The sequence below is a fragment of the Oryzicola mucosus genome (assembly GCF_014534685.1).
Taxonomy (GTDB): domain Bacteria; phylum Pseudomonadota; class Alphaproteobacteria; order Rhizobiales; family Rhizobiaceae; genus Oryzicola; species Oryzicola mucosus.
On the sequence record NZ_JACVVX010000008.1, the window covers coordinates 1 to 24,141 of the forward strand.

The 24,141-nt window shown below is 58.7% G+C and carries 21 protein-coding genes and 3 pseudogenes; 7 read left to right on the plus strand and 17 right to left on the minus strand.

Annotation, left to right across the window (positions count from 1 at the left end; genetic code table 11):
• Positions 1-515: transposase (locus tag ICI42_RS19720; RefSeq protein ID WP_188166330.1), on the minus strand; the 515-nt coding region annotated here is incomplete at its 3' end.
• A 650-nt stretch (positions 516-1,165) separates the two neighbouring features.
• On the opposite strand from ICI42_RS19720, the gene ICI42_RS19725 reads away from it, so the two are divergent.
• Positions 1,166-1,540 (plus strand): VOC family protein, encoded by a 375-nt coding sequence (locus ICI42_RS19725; RefSeq protein WP_188166331.1) that lies wholly within the window; start codon positions 1,166-1,168, stop codon positions 1,538-1,540.
• A 412-nt stretch (positions 1,541-1,952) separates the two neighbouring features.
• Here the strand turns inward: ICI42_RS19725 and ICI42_RS19730 are convergent, their stop codons facing one another.
• From ICI42_RS19730 to ICI42_RS19745, 4 genes are read right to left on the minus strand one after another with little or no spacing between them, the layout of a single operon-like run.
• Positions 1,953-2,537 carry a hypothetical protein gene (locus ICI42_RS19730; protein ID WP_188166332.1) on the minus strand — a complete coding sequence of 195 codons (585 nt, stop codon included), beginning with the start codon at positions 2,535-2,537 and terminating at the stop codon, positions 1,953-1,955.
• Positions 2,530-5,358 (minus strand): 2Fe-2S iron-sulfur cluster-binding protein, encoded by a 2,829-nt coding sequence (locus ICI42_RS19735; RefSeq protein ID WP_188166333.1) that lies wholly within the window; start codon positions 5,356-5,358, stop codon positions 2,530-2,532. The genes ICI42_RS19730 and ICI42_RS19735 overlap by 8 nt, the downstream gene beginning before the upstream one ends.
• Entirely contained in the window at positions 5,355-5,663 is a 309-nt protein-coding gene (locus ICI42_RS19740) for a sarcosine oxidase subunit delta (RefSeq protein ID WP_330999206.1), read from the minus strand. Before ICI42_RS19740 ends, ICI42_RS19735 begins: the two co-directional genes overlap by 4 nt.
• Positions 5,632-6,885, minus strand: a complete 1,254-nt coding sequence (locus ICI42_RS19745; RefSeq protein WP_188166335.1) for a sarcosine oxidase subunit beta family protein — start codon at positions 6,883-6,885, stop codon at positions 5,632-5,634. The genes ICI42_RS19740 and ICI42_RS19745 overlap by 32 nt, the downstream gene beginning before the upstream one ends.
• A gap of 987 nt (positions 6,886-7,872) precedes the next feature.
• Between ICI42_RS19745 and ICI42_RS19750 the strand changes: the two genes are divergently transcribed.
• Entirely contained in the window at positions 7,873-8,514 is a 642-nt protein-coding gene (locus ICI42_RS19750) for a TetR/AcrR family transcriptional regulator (RefSeq protein ID WP_188166336.1), read from the plus strand.
• A 190-nt stretch (positions 8,515-8,704) separates the two neighbouring features.
• Here the strand turns inward: ICI42_RS19750 and ICI42_RS19755 are convergent, their stop codons facing one another.
• The 6 genes from ICI42_RS19755 to ICI42_RS19780 all read right to left on the minus strand — a co-directional run bounded on the left by ICI42_RS19755 (position 8,705) and on the right by ICI42_RS19780 (position 15,655).
• On the minus strand, positions 8,705-9,937 hold the full coding sequence (locus ICI42_RS19755) for a metal-dependent hydrolase family protein (RefSeq protein ID WP_188166337.1): 1,233 nt from the start codon (positions 9,935-9,937) through the stop codon (positions 8,705-8,707).
• 141 nt (positions 9,938-10,078) lie between these two features.
• Positions 10,079-11,068, minus strand: coding sequence for an ABC transporter ATP-binding protein (locus ICI42_RS19760; protein ID WP_407945191.1), 990 nt, complete (start codon positions 11,066-11,068; stop codon positions 10,079-10,081).
• A gap of 11 nt (positions 11,069-11,079) precedes the next feature.
• Positions 11,080-12,054 (minus strand): ABC transporter ATP-binding protein, encoded by a 975-nt coding sequence (locus ICI42_RS19765; RefSeq protein ID WP_188166339.1) that lies wholly within the window; start codon positions 12,052-12,054, stop codon positions 11,080-11,082.
• A gap of 16 nt (positions 12,055-12,070) precedes the next feature.
• On the minus strand, positions 12,071-12,991 hold the full coding sequence (locus ICI42_RS19770; RefSeq protein WP_188166340.1) for an ABC transporter permease: 921 nt from the start codon (positions 12,989-12,991) through the stop codon (positions 12,071-12,073).
• A complete protein-coding gene (locus ICI42_RS19775; RefSeq protein WP_188166341.1) occupies positions 12,991-13,962 on the minus strand; it encodes an ABC transporter permease in 972 nt (323 codons plus the stop codon). Before ICI42_RS19775 ends, ICI42_RS19770 begins: the two co-directional genes overlap by 1 nt.
• 130 nt (positions 13,963-14,092) lie before the next feature.
• The gene (locus ICI42_RS19780; RefSeq protein ID WP_188166342.1) at positions 14,093-15,655 is read right to left on the minus strand and encodes an ABC transporter substrate-binding protein; all 1,563 of its coding nucleotides are present in this window, start codon (positions 15,653-15,655) and stop codon (positions 14,093-14,095) included.
• A gap of 421 nt (positions 15,656-16,076) precedes the next feature.
• On the opposite strand from ICI42_RS19780, the pseudogene ICI42_RS19785 reads away from it, so the two are divergent.
• A pseudogene (locus ICI42_RS19785) lies at positions 16,077-16,283 on the plus strand (hypothetical protein); the annotation flags it as partial.
• Between the two features lie 192 nt (positions 16,284-16,475).
• Here ICI42_RS19785 and ICI42_RS19790 read toward each other — a convergent pair.
• Entirely contained in the window at positions 16,476-17,432 is a 957-nt protein-coding gene (locus ICI42_RS19790) for a DUF1403 family protein (RefSeq protein ID WP_230980456.1), read from the minus strand.
• A gap of 375 nt (positions 17,433-17,807) precedes the next feature.
• On the opposite strand from ICI42_RS19790, the pseudogene ICI42_RS19795 reads away from it, so the two are divergent.
• Positions 17,808-18,305, plus strand: a pseudogene (locus ICI42_RS19795) (integrase); the annotation flags it as partial.
• Here the strand turns inward: ICI42_RS19795 and ICI42_RS24180 are convergent.
• Both ICI42_RS24180 and ICI42_RS19800 read right to left on the minus strand, forming a co-directional pair.
• Positions 18,306-18,505: pseudogene (locus tag ICI42_RS24180) on the minus strand (GMC family oxidoreductase); the annotation flags it as partial.
• 185 nt (positions 18,506-18,690) lie between these two features.
• On the minus strand, positions 18,691-19,488 hold the full coding sequence (locus tag ICI42_RS19800) for an alpha/beta fold hydrolase (protein WP_188166343.1): 798 nt from the start codon (positions 19,486-19,488) through the stop codon (positions 18,691-18,693).
• Between the two features lie 142 nt (positions 19,489-19,630).
• On the opposite strand from ICI42_RS19800, the gene ICI42_RS19805 reads away from it, so the two are divergent.
• Positions 19,631-20,098 carry a MarR family winged helix-turn-helix transcriptional regulator gene (locus ICI42_RS19805; protein WP_188166344.1) on the plus strand — a complete coding sequence of 156 codons (468 nt, stop codon included), beginning with the start codon at positions 19,631-19,633 and terminating at the stop codon, positions 20,096-20,098.
• Between the two features lie 20 nt (positions 20,099-20,118).
• Here the strand turns inward: ICI42_RS19805 and ICI42_RS19810 are convergent, their stop codons facing one another.
• Both ICI42_RS19810 and ICI42_RS19815 read right to left on the minus strand, forming a co-directional pair.
• Positions 20,119-20,898: an SDR family oxidoreductase gene (locus ICI42_RS19810; protein ID WP_188166345.1), complete on the minus strand. Its 780-nt coding sequence runs from the start codon at positions 20,896-20,898 to the stop codon at positions 20,119-20,121.
• Positions 20,895-21,218: a nuclear transport factor 2 family protein gene (locus ICI42_RS19815; protein WP_188166346.1), complete on the minus strand. Its 324-nt coding sequence runs from the start codon at positions 21,216-21,218 to the stop codon at positions 20,895-20,897. Before ICI42_RS19815 ends, ICI42_RS19810 begins: the two co-directional genes overlap by 4 nt.
• A 95-nt stretch (positions 21,219-21,313) precedes the next feature.
• Between ICI42_RS19815 and ICI42_RS19820 the strand changes: the two genes are divergently transcribed.
• Entirely contained in the window at positions 21,314-22,240 is a 927-nt protein-coding gene (locus tag ICI42_RS19820; protein WP_188166472.1) for a LysR family transcriptional regulator, read from the plus strand.
• A gap of 624 nt (positions 22,241-22,864) precedes the next feature.
• Here ICI42_RS19820 and ICI42_RS19825 read toward each other — a convergent pair.
• Complete coding sequence (locus ICI42_RS19825) at positions 22,865-23,542, minus strand: class I SAM-dependent methyltransferase (protein ID WP_188166347.1); 678 nt, start codon at positions 23,540-23,542, stop codon at positions 22,865-22,867.
• 107 nt (positions 23,543-23,649) lie between these two features.
• Here ICI42_RS19825 and ICI42_RS19830 point away from each other — a divergent pair, with 107 nt between their 5' ends.
• Positions 23,650-24,123, plus strand: a complete 474-nt coding sequence (locus ICI42_RS19830; RefSeq protein ID WP_188166348.1) for an Rrf2 family transcriptional regulator — start codon at positions 23,650-23,652, stop codon at positions 24,121-24,123.
• Positions 24,124-24,141 lie beyond the last annotated feature (18 nt).

Sequence of the window (24,141 nt, forward strand, 5' to 3'; positions counted from 1 at the left end):
TCGCGAACCTTCTCGTAGCGCGCATCGAGGATGAGATAGGGAAAGGGCTCCTGAAGCGGTCGTTCGGCAAATGCCTTCAGGCTCTCGTCCAGGCGCTTGTTGATGGCCGAGATCGACGAGGCCAAGAAGGCGTGGCCGCACAGTTCTTCCGTGATCGCCTTGACCTTGCGGGTCGAGACGCCCTGAACATACATCTCCGCCAGTGTCGCGACCAAGGCCCTCTCTGATCGCTGGTAGCGCTCGAACAGCTCGGTCGAGAAGCGGCCCGCCCGGTCCTGAGGAACCCTGAGCTCCAGCTTGCCGACGCGGGTGACCAGCGTGCGGCCGTAATAGCCCGACCGATAGCCGAGCCGTTCCGGCGTGCGCTCACCCTTCGACGCACCCAGCGCCTCATCCATCTCGGCCTCCAGAACCTCCTGCATCACCGCGTGGATCACATCGCGAAGCCCATCCGGGTTCTGGAGCAGAATGTCTTTGACGGCGGTGCTGGCGGTCATACCTTCAGTCTTGGTCATGGTGGCGTTCCTTCGCGGGAATCAGGTGACGTTGAACATCACCAGCCTGCCATGACCGCCCCTCTCAGCGAATTTGCAGAACTCTCAACACACTACCATAGCAGCAACCTGCCTCTAGGATGGAACCTACTAATTCCGATTGAGATGTGAATCACGGCCTCATCAACAGAGACCGTGATTCACATCCCAATCCAAATTAATAGATTCTGAGCCTAGCGACATATTGCGGTCAATAGCTTTGAGCCTACGAGTTCAGTGGCGATGATCGGAACTCCGAAACCAGGCATACGGCGTTAACATAGCACTTCGCGGTACACAGTCGAATGTCCGCTTTTGAGCGACCGATACAACCGTCTGAACGGCAGGCATGGAGGCGCAAAGTTGACGTTGCGCATATCCGGATGTTCCTGTCGAAGATCAAAAATAGCAACGTTCGCGTGTACATGTCGATTTCCCGAATAGGAATACCGCCATCTTCCAACTTGTGGACTGCATTTCGCGCCGCAGTCCGCGTCATTCTGGTCACTTCATTACGCTGTTTTCCCTTTCACGAAGTCCGGCTCCAGCGTACGGTCTGTAAAAGTCCTATTCGATCAAGCGTCAACGCGAGGATGCTGATCTGCCGCTAGCACGCCATAATCGGAGATGAAATGTTTACCCATGTCATGATCGGGAGCAATGATTTGGACCGGTCGCGAAAGTTCTATGATGCCACGTTCAAAGCGTTGGGAGGAAATGCTGGTGAGGCCGACGCAAGGGGCAGATTGATCTATGTCCACGAGGGCAGTCGGCTCATGATCACGAAGCCCATCGATGGCAAGCCCGCGACTGCGGCCAACGGTGGGACAATCGGCATTCTTGCTACAAGTCCCGAAAAGGTCTCAGCGTGGCACGTCGCTGGTACTGAAAATGGCGGCACGCCTATTGAGACGCCACCCTCGCAGCGTCCGAATGGTTCGTTCGTCGCTTATCTTCGGGATCCCGATGGAAACAAGCTGTCTGCCAGAACTCGCCCCTCCCAGTAGCGAAGGGGCTATAAACTCCCTCTTCCAAAGATGCGATGCTCTCAGAAACAAAGCTGCAAACGGCAGACAAGCAATTTGTGTCCGTACGCATTGCGATGGCTGCAACATGAGCCATGCGTGCTAGGTTAGCGTCCTGGGAAGATACACCACGCACCACAGCAGGCTCCACGTTAGGAGGATCCAGATTGTATACGTGATACTGCTTTCCGAGGCACAGCCCCCTAAGCCATCAACGTCTGGGTAGAGAGCGATCGTGACGCCTGTGAAGAGAGCCGGAAGGAACGACGTGTTCTTCAACCTCCAATCACCACCATCTCTCTGGAACCCCGCGAGAGCCTGACAGGCTCCGGCCCGATTGCCGCCGGCGACACCGCAGAAAGCGAATGATCGAGGACGCCAGCGCGTATATTGGTCATTCGGCGGGTCCAGCAAGCGCGTTGCGCCCTGCCTGTCTACCTTTCCCGCCATCGCTCTCACCCGCATCGAATTCGGCCGCAACTCCAAGCCATTGCCACAGGAAAGCTGCATGTCCTCTGTCGACGTGGAGCCGTAGGGCATCTTCGAACCTGTACAGAATCGCATTCACACCCGCGAACACCAAAGCGGCGGAAGGGCTGCCACCATCGACGGGTAAGTCCGTACCTCGCTTTATAACTTCGTTCGCCGAAGTCCCTCGGATCTCGAACACTGCAAGTGCAGCGCTCATTTCAGTCAGCGCATAGCCGCCGTCACGCCAACCTTGTTCCGGCAGGACGCGATCCCCGGTTACAATCAACATCCTGTCCCGCGCGAGCCGTACGGAATATCGCCCACCGAACGCAAGCCCTCCCGTGCCCACGCCACGGGCATCCACGCCGAATTTCATCGTCGCCAATGCCAAATCACCGCTTATCATGGACTGGGAAAGGCCGATAATGCTGCGGATTGCGAGGCCGGGTGTAGCGAGACGAAGCTCACCTCCAGGCAATCGAGACCATTTCCGTTCCTCATCATGCATTGAGACGCTCTCCTTCCGGATCGAAAGCGCACGGCGGAGCGATACGGGCCTGCCTCATCTCGCCGAGATGTTGCACATCGATGACCTCGCCATGCCTCGCCGCCCCTCTTTCAATGAGGCCAAGGGCGATCGGCCTTCCGAGGGTCGGGCTATGGTAGCTGGACGTGACATAGCCGAGGCTTCGCTTGCCGCTCCCCGTCTTTAGCACGCCATGTGCGCCGGTCGGAAAGCGACCTCCGCCATCGATGACTTCGAGGCCGACCAACTGAGTTCGGTCCGGACGCTGGGCTTCTTCAGTGAACAGTGATCTCTTTCCCAGGTAGTCTACCTTTTTCTTGGACAATGGGGCTGACGAACCTAAATCCATGGGTAGGGTCATGCCATCGCTGTCCTTGCCGGTGACGATAAATCCTTTCTCCGCACGGAGGGTCATAAGCGCCTCGAGGCCCATCAGAACCGCGTTATGACTTTGACCAATATGCTTGAGACGTGACCACAGAGCTTCCGCCCGGTCTGCTCTGATCGACAGCTCGTAGGACCTGTCTCCCGTGAAGCTCACCCTGGTGACGCGGACCTGAGTCCCATCGAATGATCCCCAGCCAGTCGCCATGTGCGGTAGGGACGCGTCATCGAACGAAATACCAAGGCCAACCGCGTCGAGCAGAACCTTTGAGCGTGGCCCGGAAACGGTGAGAGTCGCCGTCTGCGCAGTGGCGTTGTGGATGTAGAGACGCCGGCGGTCGAAACGGTCCTGCCGCCACTCTTCGAGCATCGCATACACGCCGGGCACGTGAGAAGATGAACACGACACGATGAATCGGTTCTCTTCGAGGCGGACGAGTACGCCGTCGTCATAGACGATCCCCGACTCTCTCAAGATGAAGCCATATCGGCAGCGGCCCGGCTTGAGTGTGGACATCGTATTGTAGTAGATGAAGTCCATGAACTCTGCCGCCTGAGGACCCATCACTTCGATCTTCCCAAGCGGGGAGCCGTCGAAAAGAGCGACGGATTTGCGCGCCTGCATCGCCTCCCGTTGAACCGCCCTCTCCTCGGCTTCGTCGCCGTACCAGGCTGGACGAAGCCATCCGCCATATTCGCGCAAATGAGCACCATCGTCCCGGTGTAGGTTCTCCAGCACAAGGCGCCGAGGAGGATTAAGAAGAACGCCGCCGCGCGCGCCGGCAAACGAACCGAACGGCACCGGCGTGAACGGCGGGCGATAGGTTGTCGTTCCTACTTCCGGCACCGTCCTTCCCGTCAGTTCTGCCATCAACGCCAAGCCGGCCAAGTTGGAGGTCTTGCCCTGATCGGTGGCCATACCCAGGGTCGTATAGCGCTTTAGATGCTCCACGGACACGAAATTCTCCCGCGCCGCCAGCTCGATGTCCTTGGTCGTGACATCGTGCTGCAAGTCGATCCAGACCCGCCCCTCCATCTTCGGCTTGGGCCAAGTCTCGACAATTTCAAAGCTCGAAGAATGTCCTTCAAGCCGCGGCATCGCAGGAGCTTCGCAACCAATCTTTCTCAGCGCATTTCCGGCGCTCTCAAATACTTCGCCGAGCCCAAAGTTGGCATCTGCAGCACCGATGATCGAAACGTTCGGCACGTCTTCTCCCGCGCGGAAGACGAGCAATTTATCATCCCATTTTAGCTTTCCGCGTGCCTGACAAAAGAGATGGATGGTCGGCGTGAAGCCCCCTGACACAAGTACGGCGTCTGCCTGGATCACCGAGCCATTTGAAAGTTCTACGGCATCAACCCTGGACCCACCATGCGCCCCGACAATGCGGACACCTCTGCGGTAGTCCACCTCTCGAACGTCTGCGATCGGCGCAAAAGCTTCCGCTACCTCCTTTGTCATGCTGTTGTTCGTTGCCACGACGATGCGTTTTCCAGCCGCGGCCCCGAAGCGGCGCAGATAGGCCAGCCCGGCCTCTGCCGACATGATCCCCGGAAGATCGTTATTCGCAAAAGGAAGCGGTCTTTCGATGGCACCTGTCGCGAGGAAGACTGCCGAAGGACGCACGCGCCATAGGCGGTCAGCCCCGACGGGCCTTCGTTCATTAAGGCCGACCAGATTGTGGTCATAGATGCCAAAAGCGGTCGTGCGGGTCAGAACCTTTGCTCCGAGCGTGTGCAGCTCCTGTCTGCACCGTCGGACCCACTCGAATCCATCAACTCCATCGATCATGGCCCGGTGATGCAGCAAAGAGCCGCCAAGCTCTAGACCATCGTCACAGAGGACTACGGATCTGCCCGACCTGGCAGCGATCAGTGCCGATAAAAGGCCCGCCGGGCCTCCCCCCACGACCAGCAAATCGCATGTCTCGTTGATCTGATCAGCTGGCTGCGGATAGGTTGCAATGGGGTCAATCACACCCAGTCCGGCCATTTTGCGAATGTGCGGCTCAAACAGGTGCCAGTTCGGCCACATGAAAGTCTTATAGTAGAAGGCGGATGGAATGAAGCGTGCAAACCGATCGACGAAGGAATGGCGATCGCGGGCAGCTGACGGGCTGGCGTTCACGCTCCGAACGTCCATGCCGTCGACCAGCATCTCCGTCGTTGCCCGAGCGTTCACGAGGGAGCGGGTCCCGGAGACGTCAACAAAGGCGTTGGGCTCTTCTACGCCGACACCCCAAAGCCCTCTTGGACGGTGGTATTTGAAACTGCGGCCAACGATCGAAACGTCTGAGGCCAGCAGCGCAGAGGCGATCGTGTCGCCTTCAAGGCCTTCCAGACGCTGACCATCGAAGGTGAACCGGACGACCTTCTCAGTGAGTGAATTTGCGGGCTGCAGTGTACGGAAGGAGGTCAACGGTGGCCTCCTTCCGTGAGCGCCTTCGACCCGGCAACGGAATGCGTGAGCGTATCCCGGTCAAGTTGGAATAATTCTCCGCAGGTCATATGCATCCAGATACTAGGTGACATACCCTTCTGATTGTGACGCATGTAGAGATACGAGGACCACCGGTCCGCGCTCACCTCATCTTCGTCCGGGCGGACGTTTCCGGCATCTCCCCCGAAGTGGAATTCGGCTTCGCTCCGAGGGCCACAAAACGGACATGGGAAAAGTTGCATGGCCTTCACCTCAGTGTGTGATGCCGGAACCGGCGGCTTCATCGATTAGACGGCCACTTGAAAAGCGGTCCAGGCCAAACGGACGGCTGATGTCGTGATGCCTTCCGGTGGCCAGAAGATGGGCCAGCAGTGTTCCTCCGGCCGGAATCGCCTTGAAGCCGCCCGTTCCCCACCCGCAATTGATGAACAGGCCCGGAAGAGGCGTCTCGTCCAGGATCGGTGAGCTGTCAGGAACGACATCTACGATGCCGGACCACTGGCGCATGAGCTTAAGCTGCCGGAAGCTGGGGAACATCTCCAGAAGGCCTGCAATCGCCGTCTCTAGGACAGGCAAGTTTCCCCGCTGGCTGTATGATGGAATCCTGTCGAGACCTCCGCCGACGACCATCTCACCCTTGTCCGACTGGCTCACATAGGTTCCCGTCGCGGGGGAAAGGACAACGGTGTCGAGGGCCGGCTTGACAGGTTCGCTGACGCATGCCTGAAGCGCGTAGGAGACAACGGGTAGCCGGAATCCGGCCCTCTCCGCCATCTGTGAGGAGTGACCGGCCACCGCTACTCCGACCCGATCCGCCAGGATTTCTCCCTTGGTGGTCCGCACGCCGCAGCAGATACCGCCGTTCTGAATGAAATCCTGCACCTCGCAGTTCTGGATGATGTCGACGCCAAAGCGGTCAGCCGCCCGAGCGTATCCCCAGGCTACGGCATCGTGGCGAGCTGTTCCCGCACGGCGCTGGATCACCGCTCCGTGCACCGGATAACGTGACTCCTTAGAGAAGTTGTACAGCGGCAGGAGCTCCCGCACTTGATCCCGGGACAGAAGCTCCGCGTCGACGCCATTAATTTGCATCGCGTTAGCGCTACGGGCAGCCATCTCCATCTCAGGCATCGAGTGGGCGAGACTCAGCATGCCCCGCTGCGAAAGCATGATGTTGTAGTTGAGCTCACTCGAGAGCTTTTCAAAGAGTTTCAAGGAGAGGTCATAGAGCGCAACGCTTTGCGGGAAGAAGTAGTTCGAACGGACCACAGTGGTGTTGCGCCCGGTATTGCCGCCGCCGATCCATCCGCGTTCGATCACTGCGACGTTTCGGATGCCATGGTTCTTCGCGAGATAATATGCCGTTGCCAGTCCATGGCCGCCACCCCCGACGACAATTACGTCGTAGCGCTTCTTCGGCTCAGGGGATCGCCAGGCCTTCTGCCAACCCTTCTGGCTGTTCAGGCCTTCCTTGAACACGGACAGGGCCGAGTAATGTCTCGTCATCGTGGGCGGCCTTTGTTCTTAGGAGAACGGGATGGTTTTATGGCCGCTGGGCAAGTAGCGAGCGAGAACCACGAGCTCGTATCGGTCTCACCTATCAGTTTCAGCATCAGGCTGAGCCTGAGTGTCTTCTGGACCATGGGAGTCCTATCCGCTCCAAATTCCATCCGCACGTATGGAGCACGTTCGGCCGAGGATGCTCCTCCGACCCGCCCGCACTTCCTATGTGGTTGAGCAGCCGATTTGTCGGCGACCCATCCGTTCGAACTGCGACTTAGCCGCAGGTCAAGTACAGTAACAGGCTTAGCTTTTATGGACACATATGTCTACAGCGATATTCTAAGATGGTTCCGGCTACAAGATTCGTCAGACGGGGCGACAAGCCTGCTGAGGCCACCGGCGATGATGCGGCATCGGCCGTTGCTGGGCAGCAAGTTCGGTGAGGTGGGCAAACAGCGCAAGACCGTCGCGCGTTTCGGCTACCCCATTTCGTCCGTTATCAACGCTACTCGGTCCGCGTTGGGCCACGACCGAGAAATCCGGCGTTCGATAGGAAGCTCCAGCATCGCCAGAGTCCAAGAGGTCTCGATCTCGATAAGCCGCTACACGAGTGCCCAGCTCTCGCTACCGACAAGCCATGGTCGAACACCAACATCGTGGTCCGGCCATTGGTACCCTGGCAGAAAGCCGTTCGCACGAAGGCCCTTCCGCCTTCGACGGACGAATAACACAAACTGTTAGGATCGAACCGCGAGGGATCGACTGGTCACGCGGTCTCGCTAAGGTATGGCAGACAGCCAGTCGACTTGACGTTCGCGCCTGGAGTGTGGCGTTCTACACCCGTGTCTCATGGCGGCTTGACGACTCCTTCGCGATGGCCACCCGTCTCGGCAGCGAAAATGTGCTGAGGCAAGACAACCGCGCCCCGTGGATGTGGACAAAAATGTACAGGCCACTTAGGTATGAGAACAGTTGGCGGGAGATGTCGTGATGTCAGTAGACCGGGCAACGACTGGTACAGCGCTTGAGGAAACCGGACGCTCCACTAAGGAAGACTGGTTGAACCTGGCGGTGGAAACTCTCGTCGCGGAAGGCATAGATCAGGTCAAGGTTCAGGTAATGGCCAAGACGCTCGGCGTTTCCCGATCGAGCTTTTACTGGTTTTTCGAGAGCATTCCGGATCTTCAAAACCAGCTTCTGGACTTTTGGCTGCGGCGAAACACCGGGCCGATCATCGAAGGTGCGATGCGCCCGGCAAAAACGATCAACAAAGCAGTCTGCAACGTCTTCGAGTGCTGGGTCGACCGCACCCGATTTGATCCGGACCTGGATAACGCGGTACGATTTTGGGCCCGGCGTGAAGCACGCATCCGAAAGATCGTAGATGAAGCCGACAGCCAGCGCGTCGAAGCACTCACCCGCATGTTTCATCGTTTCGATTACCCACTCGAGGAGGCGAACACCAGGGCCAGGGTACTGTACTATACGCAGATCGGACACTTCACACTGCAGCCTAGGGAGACGGCCCGGGAGCGCTTTTCGCATGTTCCGTCCTATCTCGTCACGTTCACCGGCGTTCAGCCAGAACAGACTGACATGGAGGCCTTGAAGACCCTCATGACCCAGAATTGACCCTGACCGTCGACCTTCATCCTCCACTCCAAAGCGCTATTCCTAGGGCCCCAAGCCCGCGGAAGGTCCGCGTCACAGTTTCTGCCTGCGCCGCAGCCTGCAACGACTAAGCCTCCTCGTTCACGAGCCTTTTGCTAAACGAGAAGGTATTGTTGCACAATTGAAATCGCGCTTGCCTCGACTAGTCGTGTCAGTGCTCACGCCGATGGAAGACGCCGGCTTGCATTATCATCGGGATATTGCGCCCCCCTTGATTCATGATCCGTACGTTGGCGAGAGGGTCTCCATCGACCACGATCAAATCGGCGACCGCCCCCGGAGCTACGACACCCAACCGCCCATTCTGTCCGAGAATCTCCGCTGCGAGGCTTGTGGCCGAAACCAGGATCTCATGAGCCGACAATACGTCCGCCCTGAGTTCGAACTCGATAAGCTGCTGGTCTTCGAGGGGCCCCAGCAAATCCGTCCCATAGCCCATCTTCACGCCTGCGCGCTTCATGATCTCAAGACTTCCCATCGCTACGTCATGGACACCACCCAGCTTCTCTAGGCTTGCCTCTGGCAAACCGAGCGCCCGCCCCTGCCTGCTGAAGGCACTCGTAACAGCAAGCGTCGGAACGACGTAGGTGTCGGCAGAGCCAGCCACTGCTCGTGCTGTCTGGTCATCGATGAATATTCCGTGCTCGATCGTTCTGATGCCCATTTCAAGAGCCTTCTGGATCGAATTCAGAGGGATGCAGTGTGCGAAGCAGTACGTCCCACGGCGCGTGACTTCTTCAACCGCGACGCGGATCTCTTCATCTGAAAACTGCACTCGCTCCAGGGGATCGGTTGGAGAGGCGACGCCCCCTGACAGCATGAGCTTGATCTGCGTCGCACCGCGCCGAAGCTCCTCGCGGACCGCGTGACGCATGGCATCGGGACCATCGACCACCGCTGTGAAACGGGTCATGCCGTCATCCATCGCATTGCCTACACCGCGGTCGGCTTCATTCGCCTCACGCCAGTCAGTATGTCCACCGGTCTGCGACATCATTCGCCCGGACGGGAAAAGGCGCGGCGCGGGAATGAAACCCTTTTCAATCGCTAAAGCGAAACTCGGATCGGTGCCGCCAGCGTCTCGGATCGTCGTGAAGCCCCGGTCAAGCGCACGACGCATCCATCCCGCGGCATACACAGAGAGATATTCCGTCCGTTGGCGGCTTACTCGGCCCAGGTTGAGCTCGGAAATCCAAGGGTGCGTGTGGAGGTCGATGAGACCGGGCATAAGCGTACGACCCGCAAGATCGATGCGCTCTCCAGAGCCTCCTCTGCGTCGATCCGACACTTCTTTGATGGTGCCGCCCTCAATGACAACGGTAGCACCATCCAATGGTTCGGCCGCAACGCCGTCGAAGACACGTGCATTTTCGAAAGTGATCATCTCTTTCTCTCTCCCTGAACTTTCCGGCGATTTAACAGACGAACTGCGACAGTACTTACAGTTCTGTAGTGTACTGGTACGTACCGCCCGAACCCAAGCATCTGCGAAGCCAACTTCGAACTCAGCATGGAACGGTCCGGCTCAGGCTGAGCCATCATTGAGATGGCATGCGCTGAAGTGACTGGCAGCGATCTGCCTGATGGCCGGACGTTCGCTTCTGCATCGTGCGAACGCATGCGGGCAGCGGGGATGAAAATGGCATCCCGTGGGTGGACTGAACGGCGATGGTATCTCACCCTTCACGACCGCGAAGGAGGACTTTCGGTTCTCGATTCGGGGCACAGCTGCCAACAGGGACTGCGTATAGGGATGGTTGGCCATAGCGAAAATCTCTTCCGTCGGGGCCTCTTCGACGATTCTTCCCAGATACATGATTGCTACGCGGTCGCTCAGATGTTCGACTACGCCCAGATCGTGGCTGATGAAAAGATAAGTGAGATTCAGCTCGTCCCGCAGCTTCATGAACAGATTTATTACCTGCGCCTGGATCGACACGTCGAGCGCCGCGACCGATTCATCGCATACGAGGAATTCCGGTTGAACCGCCAACGCCCGAGCGATGCTGATGCGTTGGCGTTGGCCGCCAGAAAACTGATGCGGATAGCGTTTCTTGTAGGCCGGATCGAGGCCTGCCCGGACGAGTTGCTCGTCGACATAGGCATTGATATCTCGTCTCGGGACAAGACCGTGAACCAACGGCGCTTCGCCGACGATTTCGGCTACCCGCATGCGCGGGTTGAGCGACGACATCGGGTCCTGGAAGATCATCTGGATGCCAGGTTTCGCCCTGCGGACTTCTACTTGAGAAGGGCGGTTGGCATTGTCGCCGTGCCAGCGCACTACTCCCTCGGTAGGAGGTATGATACCCGCAACGATCCGGCCGAGCGTCGACTTTCCGCAGCCGGATTCACCCACGAGACCTAGAATCTGCCCTTTCGCGATCCCGAGGTCTACGCCGTCGATGGCATGGACCGTTTTCTGCGGCCTGTACCCGCCGAAACGTCTGGCGAGCCGGTCGCCGAAAGTCGGCGCCTTCCCGAAGCGCTTGGAAACGTTGAGGATTTCCACCATAGGAACATGGCTCATGTGAAATCCTCCGTCGGATGATAAGGACGATGGCAGCGTGCCGTATGATCATGCAGCCATTCTCGCGTGAGCGGAACCTGCTTGCAGATTTCGGCCTCACGTGGGCAGCGGGTGCGAAACGAGCAGCCTTCCGGCAGATCGGCCAGTGACGGCGTCATACCTTTGATTTGGTTGAGCGCCGCGCCGCGCCTGTTGCGGTTCGGCACACTGTCGATCAGGCCCTTCGTGTAAGGGTGCAATGGATGATCGAGGACCTCGCCCACCTTGCCCTGTTCCACCAGCCTTCCGGCGTACATGACCGCGATCTCATCCGCCAACGCCGCCACCACTGACAGGTCATGGCTGATCCAGATCAGGCTGGTTCCGAACTTGCTTGTGAGTTTCTGCACCTCAGCAAGGATCTGCCCCTGGATCGTCACGTCGAGAGCGGTGGTGGGCTCGTCCGCGATGATTAAATCCGGCTTATGCAGGAATGCGATGGCGATAGCCACTCGCTGACGCATGCCTCCGGAAAATTGATGAGGATAGGCTTTCAGCCTTTCCTCCGGACTGGGTATGCCGACCATACCCAAGGCATCGCGGGCGCGCCGGAGCGCCTCTTCGCGGCTGGTCTTCTCGTGGGCGCGGATGGTCTCCACCATCTGCGTGTCGATGCGGAGGACCGGGTTAAGCGTCATCATCGGATCTTGGAAGATCATCGCGATACGATTGCCTCGGAGGCGGCGCATCTCCTCCTCCGATATGCGCGCCAGGTCAGTGCCCTGGAACAGGATGTTTCCACCTGCAATGAAGCCAGGAGACTCGACCAGGCGCATGATGGAAAAGCCAGTCACGGTCTTGCCGGACCCGCTCTCGCCCACCAGTCCGAGAATCTGGCCGCGCCGCACAGAAAGGGACACGCCGTCGACGGCCTTTATCGTTCCGGCAGAGAGGCGGAAATGGGTGCTGAGGTCGCGCACCTCAATGGTCATTGGGGTCGCCACGGAGCTAGGTCTTCAGCCGAGGATTGAGGACATCTCTCAATTGATCGCCAACTAAATTGATCGCCACGATGGTGACGAGCAGCGCGACACCTGGATAGAAGCTGACCCAATAGTTGCCTGAGAGCATAAACTGATACCCGTTGGAAATGAGCAGGCCAAGCGATGGCTCCGTGACCGGAACGCCGAGACCAAGGAAGGAAAGCGTCGCCTCGAGCGCGATCGCGCTGGCGACCTGCATGGTTCCGATGACGATCAGAGGGGGGAGACAGTTCGGCAGTAGGTGTCTATACACGATCCTGCTTGTCGGCAACGCCAGGCACTGAGCCGCCTCGATATACTCGCGTCCACGCTCAACCAACGCCGCGGCCCGCGCGGTTCGCGCGTAGTACGCCCATTCCACAATCACCAGCGCGAGCATGACATTCAACACCCCTCGTCCGAGGAGCGACAGGATGAGCAGCGCCACCAATATTGCCGGGAAGGAGAGCTGGAGATCGACCCATCTCATGATAGCCGCGTCGACCTTACCACCGAAGTATGCAGCTGTCAGTCCCAGGGTAGCGCCGATCACGAACGCAAGGATTGCAGAGCCCAAGCCGACGAACAGGCTGATGCGCAAACCAAAGAAGATTGCTGACAGCATGTCGCGGCCTTGCTCGTCCGTTCCGAGCCAGTACGGGTAGCCCCCGCCGCCGACGGTGCCGGGTTGCAGCATGCCATCCAAGATGTCGAGTTGCGCGAGATCGTAGGGATTCTGGGGCGCCAACAGCGGGGCGAATATGGCTATCAGCACTACCAAGCCAAGCACGAAGAGCCCCAAAACCGCCAATCTACTGACGATGAAATCGGACACGAAACGACGGAAAGGCGTCTGTTCCCCGCGCTTGCGAATTTCAGGCTTTGGACTATGAACACTTGTGGCCATTACCTGCTTTCCAGACGCACTCGCGGATCAAGCACCATGTACGCCAGGTCGACGAGCAAGTTGATGACGACGAACATCAGCACCATGAGCATTAGATAGGCCACGATCACCGGACGATCGAGAACGTTGATGCTGTCGATGATTAGCTTCCCCATCCCAGGCCAAGAGAAGATGGTCTCGGTGACCACAGCAAATGCGATCACGGTGCCCAGGTTCAGGCCGACGACCGTGATAACGGGGATCAGGATGTTCTTCAGAACATGGACGAGTATTATACGCGTCTCCGTCAGACCCTTTGCCCGGGCGAATTTGACGTAGTCAGACAGGATAACTTCGCGCACTCCCGCTCTAGTCAACCTGATCACCATGCTGATTTGGAACAAGGCGAGGTTCAATACAGGCATGGCCATGTGGGCAAGACCGTCCGTAGTCAGGAATGACCAACGTGCGCCTAACCAGTACACGGTATCGCCGCGGCCACCTGACGGCAACCAGCCAAGATGGACGGAAAACAGCATGATCATCACGATACCGACCCAAAAGCTGGGCAGCGAGAAGCCGAGGATTGATCCTGCCATAATAGAGGTTGAGACCCGCGAATTCGGCGCAAGCCCGGCATACAGCCCAAATGGCATGCCGATCACGAGACCGAGAAGGGTCGACGCAAGTGCAAGTTCAAGCGTCGCGGGTAGACGCTCCATGATGAGATGCAGGGCCGACACGTTGAACACGAAAGACCGGCCGACGTCACCCTGAAACAGGTTAACCAGGAAGCTCCAGTATTGCTGCCAGATCGGTAGATCGAGGCCCAGTGCCCGGATCGCGTTGTCTCGTTCAGTAGCAGTTGCTTGCGGGCTAATTAGGATGTCGACGGGATTGCCAATTGCGAACACGCCTACGAACACGACCACTGACATCACGAGCATGGTCAGTGCGGCCTGCGGGAGCCTTCGTAGAAGATAGGAGACCATTTCTTACTCTCGCTGGAATGAGACTCGGCGTTGAACAGCAGCTACGGCACCCGTTTCGACATGCGTGCGCCCATGCCGTCGGAAACACGTCATCGCATTATCAAAACGGAGCAGGCGCGAGGCCGGAACCTCATTTGGATGCGGGTTTCGCACGCCAAGTCAGCGTCTCTTCCGTGGGGTCCGTCGTATATGTCAGGTCCGCTCGACTCGCTGTCAGCACTCTCTGAAAGTACAGCGGAAGCACCACCACCTCTTCCGCAGTGCGTTTGACGGCTTCGCGCATCAGTTGGTCACGCTGATCCCCGTCAAGGGTCACGACGGCATCAGCGATGTTCTTGTCCAGCGCAGGATTGACGTAGCCGCCGAAATTGTAGCCGCCGTAACCAGCATCGCGGTCGACGGAATGCACTATGTGCCCTAGCGTCTGCGGACGCGTTCCCTGCGCACCCATACCGAGCATGGCCAAGCCGAAGTCGCCTCCCTGCATTGCCTTCAGCAGGACGCTCATAGGCTGCGTCTCGACCTTTGGTTGCAACCCAGCCCGGGCTAGCATCTGCCCCACAGCCTGGCAGACGCGCGCATCATTCGGATAGCGGTTGTTTGAACAGGCGATGCTTATGCCGAATCCTTCCGGATAGCCGGCTTCCGCGAGCAACACCCTGGCACCGTTCGGATCCGCGGCCTCCATCGTGAGGTCGGAATCATAGCCCTCCATCCCAGGCATCGCGACCTGCGTTGCTACGTCTGCAGCCCCATTCATGATGCGCTCGACGATCGCCTTCCTGTCGACAGCCTTGGATATCGCCTGTCGGACACGCAAATCCTTAAGGGGATTCTGCTCTAGTGGGCGTCCACTCGCATCGGTCAGCGCGCCTACCTTTCCGTCGCGAAAGTTCAACTGCAGAACTATCATGCGTGTACTCGGCCCGTCGTGCACAGCGACGTCGGGAGTTTCGAGCAACCTTTTTACGTCGCTTGGTGGCACGAAGTCGATCAGATCGACATCCTTTGCAAGCAAGGCAGCGACGCGCGAGGCGTCGTTTGGCATGATGCGAAACGTAACACGCTTCCAATGGGGCTTCTCGCCCCAATAGTCCTCATTACGCTCGAGAACGAGGCGGTCGCCGGGGGAAAAGCTGCTGACCCGATATGGGCCGTACTCACCAATCCCAGCTTCCGACGTAAAGTCGCCGGTCGATTTTCCATCGGTGGCCTTCTGCGGTACGATGGCAACCTGGCTGAGGTTGTCCGGAACATACGGGTTAGGAGCGTCCGTCGTAATGCGAACGGTGGATGGCCCAACCGCCTCGAATTTTGTGATGGATTCGAGGCGGACCGTGTACGGGCTCGGGTTGCCAGGAAGCGACTTAACGCGGTTGAGTGAATACACAACGTCTTCGGCGGACAAAGTCGAGCCATCTTCGAACTTCACATCGTCTCGCAGCCGGAACTCCCAGGTATGATCGTCGACAAGCTTGTAGGATTCGGCCAGACTGGGCCCTATCCGCCCCTCTTCGTCGTGCATGGTCAGGCTGCCGTAGATGTGACGCCAGAAGGCAACGTTGGTGCCGATGTACATGTAATGCGGGTCGAGAGAGGGATCACCCTGGCTGCCAACGACGAGTTCTTGTGTCCGGGCGGATGCTGCTCCTGCCAGAAGAAGAGCCGCAGCGAGAATGGATAAGGTTTTCATTGCAATACCTTCCCCTTGGTGGGTGCAGTCCAGCACCTTGCGTACATTACTGTACTGGGCGCTTGTGTCAACAGGCTTTGGTTTCACTCAAGCACAGCAGCCTTTGCTCCATTGTTGGCCGACCCGGGGTGATCTTGACGCTGCACGCAGTAGATATGCCGCAGACAGGTGTGCCTAGATTGTCGCGGCGGGTTGTCAAGCCTTTGCACCTGACGGCTACCGCCGACGCTGAAAGTTTACCTGGGAACGCGTCGAAGCTGGGCACCATACGACATCCCGCAGTTTGACATTGTACTGCGTGTCGATCTGCCTCTTAGGATCCAGCCAAGTAAGAGACAATGAAGTTCGCCACCGCTGCCGGAGGCGGGATTTGATGGAGCGAGCCTGTGCCATCATTGGCTGGAACGGCCGCATTCTTACGATTAAGTGCCAAACGACACATGGACCGCACAACATTCGAGATATTCTGGCCACTCACATCCTGAAGCAGACCGGCTCATACGAACAGGCCAGCTATGCCATCCAGGACACGCCGGATGTCGTGCAGCAGCACTACGGGCGGTTCCTGCCTCAGGACAAAGCTGCCCTTGCGGCGAAAATCCTCAATCAGGTTTGGGAAGCGGCTTAGGAGTTACCGCTTGATCAATCGTCATGGCCACCAGCCGACGGCTAGTTCTAGGTCCCGACGTAGAAGTGATGCTTCCCCAGGTCTTGATAAGCCCGGCAAACCTGTTCGGAAACAGGCGGGGCTGTCGAACAGAGCAGGTTCGGCACATCCAGCGGGAGTTAGAGCGACCCGCTGTCGTAAGCCCCGTCATTGTCACAATCCAAATATCCGGAAGGAGGACCGGCCCGAAAGCTCACGCACGGCGCCAAAACTTTCCAGCCGCTCGAACAGCCGCGTGCTGGCCCAGCGCGAGAGGTTGGCACCGGACGCGGAAGCTGCAACGGCGTCCTCGTCGAGCAGTTTGCGGACAACAGCCTCGGCACCTTTGGTGCGGAGCTTTGGCGCTACTTCCAGAAGCCGGTCGGCCCGCCGTTGGATCTCTGCTGCGGAGAGCAAGCCAGCGTCGGCGCTGTCGACCAGAGCGAGGCAAACGGCGCGTGGAAAGCCTGGCTCGCCCGGCCGAACGCGTTCCCTGCCCCCACTTGCCTTGAAGGCCGGGCCGTAGCGCTCTGCCAGTAACAACGGCACGGATTTTTGCCATTTCAGCCGTGTCGCAATCAGCCAGTCGGCAAGACCCCAGGCCAGCGTTTCGACATCCGCACGCTCGGAACAGATCGCAGTAACCAGATCGGCTGCGGCAAACGGCACAGCGCGACCCGACTGCAGAGCTTCGTTGGTCCGGTCGATGACGGTGGCAGCAAGAGGTTCGTCCCATCGCAGCGAGAGCCGTTTGGCCAGCTCGGCCAGAAATGCTGGAGTGAGAGGTTCCCTTTTTGCCACCAGCCGCTCAATCGCCAGGAAGGTATTGCCGGCAGGCCCCGGATCGTCGCCAGCGGCGGTGAGCAAAGCCGCATCACGCAATGCGTGTTCGTCCTCCTTGCGACCGCTCAGCCGCACGGCTGTAGCGGCTGATTTCAGGGCCTGTCGCGAGCGCCAGCAGCCGATCCAAGGTGGGGCGGCGCGGACCAAATCATCGAGAGATTTCACGGCGATACCGGCGGCGAAGGCAGCGTCTGCTTCGTTGCGGTCGCCGCCGCGTGCCTGCGCCCAGACGGGCAGACGGGGCGACCACAATGAGGCGCGTTCTGTGACTGAGGTGATATCGTCCATGCAACTCAGTATTAACCATGCGAGCGGTTTGTGCCACATTTTATTAACCAAACCGCACAGCCTGTCGGCAAAACAAAACGCCCGATAATCTTGCATTATCGGACGTTTTATTCTTTGTATAAGAAATAGCTCAAACCGTCGAGCAGAAGCCAAAAAACACGTCGATCGACCCTCTGGACCATCCCACAGCACGGGGGCGCAGGATAGAGTTTTGGGCGCGCGCTCGTCGGCAAGCCCGGAGGCGAACGCCGCAGACGTTTGCCCGATATCATCGACCTCATCATTGAATGTGCCGCGTCTCGGAGCAAGCCGACCCGGAGACGCCTTCCCTTCCCCTGCTGTCGCAACGTCCGAAACCGAGCTGCTTCCGGAAATCTGGAGACACTTGCAGATCGGACGTGGCTATGTGGAAGTGGCGAGCTCGGCGAACACGCCACGTGCCTACGGATCGGACTGAGCCACTTTGCCAGCTGGTGCCGACGGCAGGGCGTCGAGATGCTTCCACCTGACCCGCTAATCGCCGGCTCTACATCACCGCCTGCGCTTCCGGCATGGCGACTGGCGAGAAGAAACCTAATTTAGACTCGACGGTCGAGAGGCGCCTCTCCTGCCTGACGGGGAATTTTGCACAGCACGGCCAGCCACTGGACCCGAAAGACCGGCGTATCGCGACCGTCATGGCCGGCATTGTAAAACGCAAGCCGCCTCCCCTCGACAACAGAAGGAGGCAGTGCTGCCGGAAGATCTGATCGCCATGTTGGAAACGCTCGATCGGGCAGCCTTCGCGACCACGTCATGCTGCTGGTTGGCTTTGCCGGTGGCCTGCGCCGTTCCGAAATCGTTGGTCTCGACGTCGGACGCGACCAGACCGAGGTTTGTAACGATCTCGACTGCATCGTCCCCGCCTGCTTCGAGCAGCAGGACACTTGTGTTTCCATTGTCTGCCAGCGGCGCGCGACAGCCGAGCCGCTGGACCCGGCGGCGCAGACGATGAAGTCGATAACATTGCCGATCTCTTGCTGCGGAGGAGCCATATTTCCGGGTGCGTTTTGGTCATGACTATTCAGCTTCACATCACTACCTCTATGAATGGATTGAGGAACATTGCAAAATTGCTAGGGGCGAAGACGCGCACGAATTCCCGCTCAAGGATCCTGTGGGCTTTACGTGCTCGCTTTACTGCTGACGCGCCTGGCTTAATGAACCTCGTTCGTGGTCATCGGGACAGTGCGGACCGTCCCGATGACGCGGGGGTCCATCACCGCTTCTTTGCCGAGACGGCCCTGGCGGCCTGATCAATGGTATCGGCGATGACCTTGGGCTGTGTCATGAAGAGGGCGTGGCTTGCGGAAACCTTGGTGATCTTCGCCTTGATGCGCTCTGCCATGTGGATCAGCATGGCCTGGTCGAATGCTTTGTCTTCGGTGGCGATGACGGCCCAGCTCGGCTTGGTGCGCCATGCAGCATTTTCCAGCTTCGTGCCGAACGCCGACATGTTGATCGGGACCTGTGCATCCCTCATCAACGCAACATCCGCATCGCCAACGTCATGAGCAAAGCCAGCCTTGAACTTTGCCGGGCTGACATATCCAAAACCATCCTTCGTCGTCTCGATGACGAATTCCGTGGCGGGAGCAAATCCTTCGTATTGTTGAGCTGTTGTTTCGCCGGCATCCGGGGAGAGAGCAGAGACATAGACGAGGCCTGCGACCTTTGTATCGACGCCAGCTTCCGTGATAACCGTGCCGCCCCAGGAATGTCCGACGAGAATGACCGGACCATCCTGTCGCTCCAGCGCCCGCTTGGTGGCGGCAACGTCGTCTGCCAGAGAGGTCAGCGGGTTCTGCACAATGGTGACGCGATAGCCGCGCCGTGAGAGATTTTCATAAACACCCCTCCAGCCCGAACCGTCCGCAAAGGCACCGTGGACGAGTACAACATTTCTGACGGACTGGTCTTGAGGAATGGTATCGGCAGAGTTCGCCGGCACCGCGGCGGCGGACATTGAGGCTGCAGCAGTAATTGCGACTACGGTGGTCGTGGTCTTGCGTGTCATGTACATCTCCTTTTCAATTGCGATAACTGTTATCGCAATATGTTTAGGGTGTCAGGCTTTTTAGCCTCCGTCAAGATAATTCTTATCGCGATATTTAATTTCGCCATTGCATAGGCTATATGGAGACCGACAGGAGCTCACAATGACCGAACGCCATAACGACCCGCCTCCACTGCACGACCAACTGTGCTACGCGATTTACACTGCCGCAATTGCAGTCCAGCGTGCTTACAAGCCCCTTCTCGACGAACTGGGCCTCACGTACCCTCAGTATCTCGTGCTCAACGTGCTGTGGAGCAAGGATGAGCAGACTGTAGGCGCCGTCGCCCACGCCCTTGCCCTGGAATCCAGCACCCTGACGCCGCTTCTAAAGCGCCTCGAAGTATCCGGCCTGCTGCGTCGGACGAGAAACCTGAGCAACGAGCGCCAAGTGTTGATTGCGTTGACCGACGAAGGCCGAGCCTTGCAGCATAGGGCAGGCTGTCTCAGTGACACCTTGCTCGCTGCCTCGACCCAGACACCGCAGGACTTGGCCGCTCTGAACCGCGACGTGCGTCATCTGCGCAACGCGATCTATTCGCAGATCGGCGGGTGGGACGCGCCGATCTGATTTTCCGCGCATGTCGGCGCCTAGGCTGTTGGCACTGTCCCTCCGTCGATCGTATATTCGACACCAGTGATCGAAGCAGCCCGGTCGGACGCGAGGAAGGCAATCAGGTTTGCGACCTCTTCCGGCTTTGCCGGACGCCCCAGCGGAATGCCGCCCAGCCCGTCCATGATGATCTTTTTGCCTCCCTCAAGGTCTGTTCCGGCCTGCTTGGCCAAGCGCTCTGCAAGGTGCACCGAAGCTTGCGTTTCGATCCAGCCTGGCGACACCCGAACGACACGAACACCTTTGGGCGAAACTTCCTTCGACATCGCCTTGCTGTAGGTCGAAAGCGCTGCCTTGGCCGCAGCATAGGCCGTCGTCGATTCCGGAAGCGGCAGGACTCTCTGGATAGATGTTACATGCACCACCACACCGTTTCCTTGAGCGACCATGTCCGGAACCAGTTGCCGATCCAGGCGAACGGCTGGAAAGAGGTTGAGCGACAGCTCCTTATGCCAGTCGTCTTCCGACAGTGCAGAAAATCCACCTCCGGCCGCCGAAGAGCCACCCAGCATGTGGACGATGACGTCTAAGCCGCCAAGGCGCCGCCGCGTGGCCTCTACGACGATTGCACATCCCTCTTCCGTGGTCAGGTCCGCCTCGACAAACAGCTCTTCCGACAGGCTTTCCGGACGGGCCCGAGCGGTTGTCAGCACCTCTGCGCCGAGCTCCCGAAACAGGCTGACGGTCGCAGCGCCGGCACCCTTGGTTCCAGCCGTAATGAGGGCCCGTTTGCCCCTCAGGGTGAGAAAGTCGGTCATGGACGGATCTCCAGCCTGACGATCCTGTCGTCCTTGATGGTGAAGGCGTGGGTGAGCATCACCGGGCTACCGGGAAACTGGCCGCTCACCCTTGCCCGGACGAGTACCTTGTGGCCGTCCAACGCGGATTCCACGGGTTCTATGCTGTAATGGGTAGCGTTCTTCGCAGCCAACCACCATTCACGGATTGCAACACCGCCTTGATGGCGCGCTTTTTCGTCCTCGACCGCCGCTTCGACCGCAAATGTTTTCAACAGCGCATCGGCATCATTGCGGCTGTCGGCGTCAAAGTACATGTTCACAATAGAGGGCACATTCATTGTATTTCTCCTTCTGAGTTGCGCCTAAGTTAGCGCTCGACCATTGCGTGGATAAGTGGGATAAATCGGCATGCGATGTTGAACAGATCGGGATAATGGAACACGCCAACCTCAAGGAGCTTGAATCGGTCATCGCGATTGCCCGGCGCGGGACATTCCGCGCAGCGGCCATTGATCTCGGCATGTCGACGACCGCGCTGAGCCACACGATAGGCAGGCTTGAAGCGGGGCTGGGTGTACGATTGTTCAACCGGACCACACGCAGTGTGTCGCTGACAGATGCCGGCAGGCTCTTTGTGCAGCAGGTCGCGCCATCGCTCCAGGATCTCCATGCCGCTCTGGAACTTGTGCGCTCGCAACGCGAGACACCGTCCGGAACGATAAGGATCAACGCCGCTCCGTTTGCGGCGCGCGCGATCACCTCACCGCTCGTGCTTGAGTTCCTGCGCCGCTATCCCGACATGAACATCGATATCGTTACCGAAGGAAAAATGGTCGATATCGTCAAGGACGGTTTCGATCTGGGCGTCAGGGTTGCAAGCCTCGTTCCCAGCGACATGATCGCCGTTTCACTCGGCCGGCCCCAACGGCACGCCGTGGTTGGTTCTCCAGTGTATTTCGAGCAGCATGGCAAGCCCATGGTTCCTCCTGACCTGCTCAATCACAGATGCATTCGCGTTCGGTTGCCGGACGGCTCCTTGTTTAGATGGCGGTTTGAGAAGGACGGCGAGCAGGTGCAGATTGATGTGCGGGGACCGATTGCGCTCGACGAAGCCAGCCTGACAAGGACTGCGGTGCTTGAAGGTGCCGGCGTCGGCTATATCTTTGAACAAGACATTCTTCCGGAGATCGAGGCGGGGCGCGTCATCCGTATCCTGGAAGATTGGACTCCCCCATATCCGGGGCTTTGTCTGTATTATCCCGGGCGCCGAAACCTATCGGCTGGAGTCAGAGCGTTCTTGGAACTAGCACGTGAGCTCGCGATCGGCAGTCGGGTGAACCGCTCACCAAGCGCCCGTTAAACCAACTGCCCCGCCTTGGTCGGAATCGAACTACAAACCCTGCGATTACTCGAGCTTTGCAGTTGAAAGGATCGAACCAACGTCCGGTCATTCTAAAAGCCCAACTGCGCGATATTAGGCAGCCACGCGAGAAGGTGGAACGAGCGGAGTGCACTTCAAAGGCAGACGCCCGTCTGGCCCATCAAGCCATATGCTTTGTCTCCCCGGTCCTCAGGATACGGTGGCCGCATAGCGCTGGGGCGCTGACTGAAACGATCGAACCACCTCTGGATTCTAACGCATTCTGATGGGATCGGTACGGCGTAGGAGTCTCTCGCATATTGCAGCGTCGCCATCGCGACATAGTCAGCCGGCGGACCTGCTTGCCGGTAATGAACAGCTCTTCGCCCATCAGCCTCCCGATGAGCCGCAGCTGACCAAAATACCGGTCTGCACAGATTTCGGCGGCCTCCTGGCTTAGGCGCACCACGCCGTCCAAGTTCACTGCCGTGGCGTGCCCATAGCCCGAAGAATGTCAGCGGCTCATCGAATATATGAATGAGTTACCGGACCTCCGCCCGCTCTGCCGGCGTGCGCGGCGCATATCGGTTCCGGAACCTCTCTTCAATATATTCATGTGGATTCTCATGTGGTCATGACCCAGCCGCGAAACGAAAGAGCGGCATAAAACAGCGCCGGCCGACGAAAGCCCGCCTCCTGAAAACAGTCCTCTTCCTGAGGCGGCGAAAGGAGCGGCAGCCGCTCTGCCATCGCCCTGGCCGATGTTGCGGCGTGGCCGGGATCCGATTTCAAACCCGCGGCAAATGCCGCGGACCTCGCCAGCCAGGTTTCTGCTTGCCCATCGACAGCCGTATGGTGGGCCGTGACAAGAACGCCGCCTGGCCTGAGACGTCTGCGAATCTCCTGGAGCGTCTCCAGCCGTTCGCTTCTCTCGAGGAAGTGCAGCGTCAGGAGACACACCGCGGCATCGAACGGACCGGCAGGTGCATCAACCGCCGTGCCGAGAACAAGGTCTGTTCGTTCCGCGTAGGTTGAGGTCGTCTGGCGAGCGATGTCCAGCATGGCTTGCGAGGGATCGACGCCGGTAAATCGCCAGTCCGGTCGCGCCTCCGCCATGGCCCGGATCTCCAAGCCACCACCAGCGCCAACCACCAGCATTTCTGCAACGCCGGGCGCCTGTTCAGCAAGAAGCAGCGTCGTCATCCTGTGAAGGTCTGCGAGACCCGGCACTTTACGAGGCGCTTCGTGAACATAGGCGATCACGGAAGCTGGATCCAGGAAGGGGGTGAGATTGCCGCTCATACTGCACCTTCTTATGTATCAGATGAAGGTTCATAACACAGTGGCACTCTTGTATCAATGTATGGTACATGATTGGCAGGAGAAGACGGAATGCGCCGAGGCAATGAATGAACAAGGATACGAGACTGTCCGACGTGCTGCATGTCCTCTTGCACATGGCGCAGGTCGAGGAGCCGCTGACGTCGGAAGTTCTTGCGAAAAGCATGCGCACTAACCCGGCGGTCTTGCGAAGGACCATGGCGGGTTTGCGCCGGGCGGGCCATGTCAAATCCGGCAGGGGACATGGCGGGGGCTGGCAACTGGCGCGGCCACTTGAAGAGATCACACTGCTGGCCGTTTATGAAGCGCTGGATCGGCCGACGCTTTTTGCCATCGGTTCTCGGAGCCGGCACTCGGATTGCAGCGTCGAAAAGACTGTTAACGCAACGCTCGCGGATACGATGCTGCGCGCGGAAAACCTGCTGCTGGAGCGGTTTGGGCAGGTGACGCTGGATCAGCTGATGCCGTCGCAGCTAAAGGCGATGTCGGAGGAATGTGGCAGCGCTACGCTTGCCGAACGGAGCCCAAAAGAGGCTTCCTAGAGGCGCATTCGCATGGCG

What these genes read in the sequence shown, in the direction of transcription:
- ICI42_RS19755 (WP_188166337.1), bottom strand. Translation starts at nt 9,937, where the DNA reads ATGATCACTTTCGAAAATGCACGTGTCTTCGACGGCGTTGCGGCCGAA.
- ICI42_RS19745 (WP_188166335.1), bottom strand. Translation starts at nt 6,885, where the DNA reads ATGACGAGACATTACTCGGCCCTGTCCGTGTTCAAGGAAGGCCTGAAC.
- ICI42_RS19760 (WP_407945191.1), bottom strand. Translation starts at nt 11,068, where the DNA reads ATGGTGGAAATCCTCAACGTTTCCAAGCGCTTCGGGAAGGCGCCGACT.
- ICI42_RS19725 (WP_188166331.1), top strand. Translation starts at nt 1,166, where the DNA reads ATGTTTACCCATGTCATGATCGGGAGCAATGATTTGGACCGGTCGCGA.
- ICI42_RS19750 (WP_188166336.1), top strand. Translation starts at nt 7,873, where the DNA reads ATGTCAGTAGACCGGGCAACGACTGGTACAGCGCTTGAGGAAACCGGA.
- ICI42_RS19730 (WP_188166332.1), bottom strand. Translation starts at nt 2,537, where the DNA reads ATGCATGATGAGGAACGGAAATGGTCTCGATTGCCTGGAGGTGAGCTT.
- ICI42_RS19765 (WP_188166339.1), bottom strand. Translation starts at nt 12,054, where the DNA reads ATGACCATTGAGGTGCGCGACCTCAGCACCCATTTCCGCCTCTCTGCC.
- ICI42_RS19775 (WP_188166341.1), bottom strand. Translation starts at nt 13,962, where the DNA reads ATGGTCTCCTATCTTCTACGAAGGCTCCCGCAGGCCGCACTGACCATG.
- ICI42_RS19800 (WP_188166343.1), bottom strand. Translation starts at nt 19,488, where the DNA reads ATGACACGCAAGACCACGACCACCGTAGTCGCAATTACTGCTGCAGCC.
- ICI42_RS19810 (WP_188166345.1), bottom strand. Translation starts at nt 20,898, where the DNA reads ATGACCGACTTTCTCACCCTGAGGGGCAAACGGGCCCTCATTACGGCT.
- ICI42_RS19780 (WP_188166342.1), bottom strand. Translation starts at nt 15,655, where the DNA reads ATGAAAACCTTATCCATTCTCGCTGCGGCTCTTCTTCTGGCAGGAGCA.
- ICI42_RS19740 (WP_330999206.1), bottom strand. Translation starts at nt 5,663, where the DNA reads ATGAAGCCGCCGGTTCCGGCATCACACACTGAGGTGAAGGCCATGCAA.
- ICI42_RS19815 (WP_188166346.1), bottom strand. Translation starts at nt 21,218, where the DNA reads ATGAATGTGCCCTCTATTGTGAACATGTACTTTGACGCCGACAGCCGC.
- ICI42_RS19820 (WP_188166472.1), top strand. Translation starts at nt 21,314, where the DNA reads ATGGAACACGCCAACCTCAAGGAGCTTGAATCGGTCATCGCGATTGCC.
- ICI42_RS19790 (WP_230980456.1), bottom strand. Translation starts at nt 17,432, where the DNA reads ATGGACGATATCACCTCAGTCACAGAACGCGCCTCATTGTGGTCGCCC.
- ICI42_RS19805 (WP_188166344.1), top strand. Translation starts at nt 19,631, where the DNA reads ATGACCGAACGCCATAACGACCCGCCTCCACTGCACGACCAACTGTGC.
- ICI42_RS19770 (WP_188166340.1), bottom strand. Translation starts at nt 12,991, where the DNA reads ATGGCCACAAGTGTTCATAGTCCAAAGCCTGAAATTCGCAAGCGCGGG.
- ICI42_RS19825 (WP_188166347.1), bottom strand. Translation starts at nt 23,542, where the DNA reads ATGAGCGGCAATCTCACCCCCTTCCTGGATCCAGCTTCCGTGATCGCC.
- ICI42_RS19830 (WP_188166348.1), top strand. Translation starts at nt 23,650, where the DNA reads ATGAACAAGGATACGAGACTGTCCGACGTGCTGCATGTCCTCTTGCAC.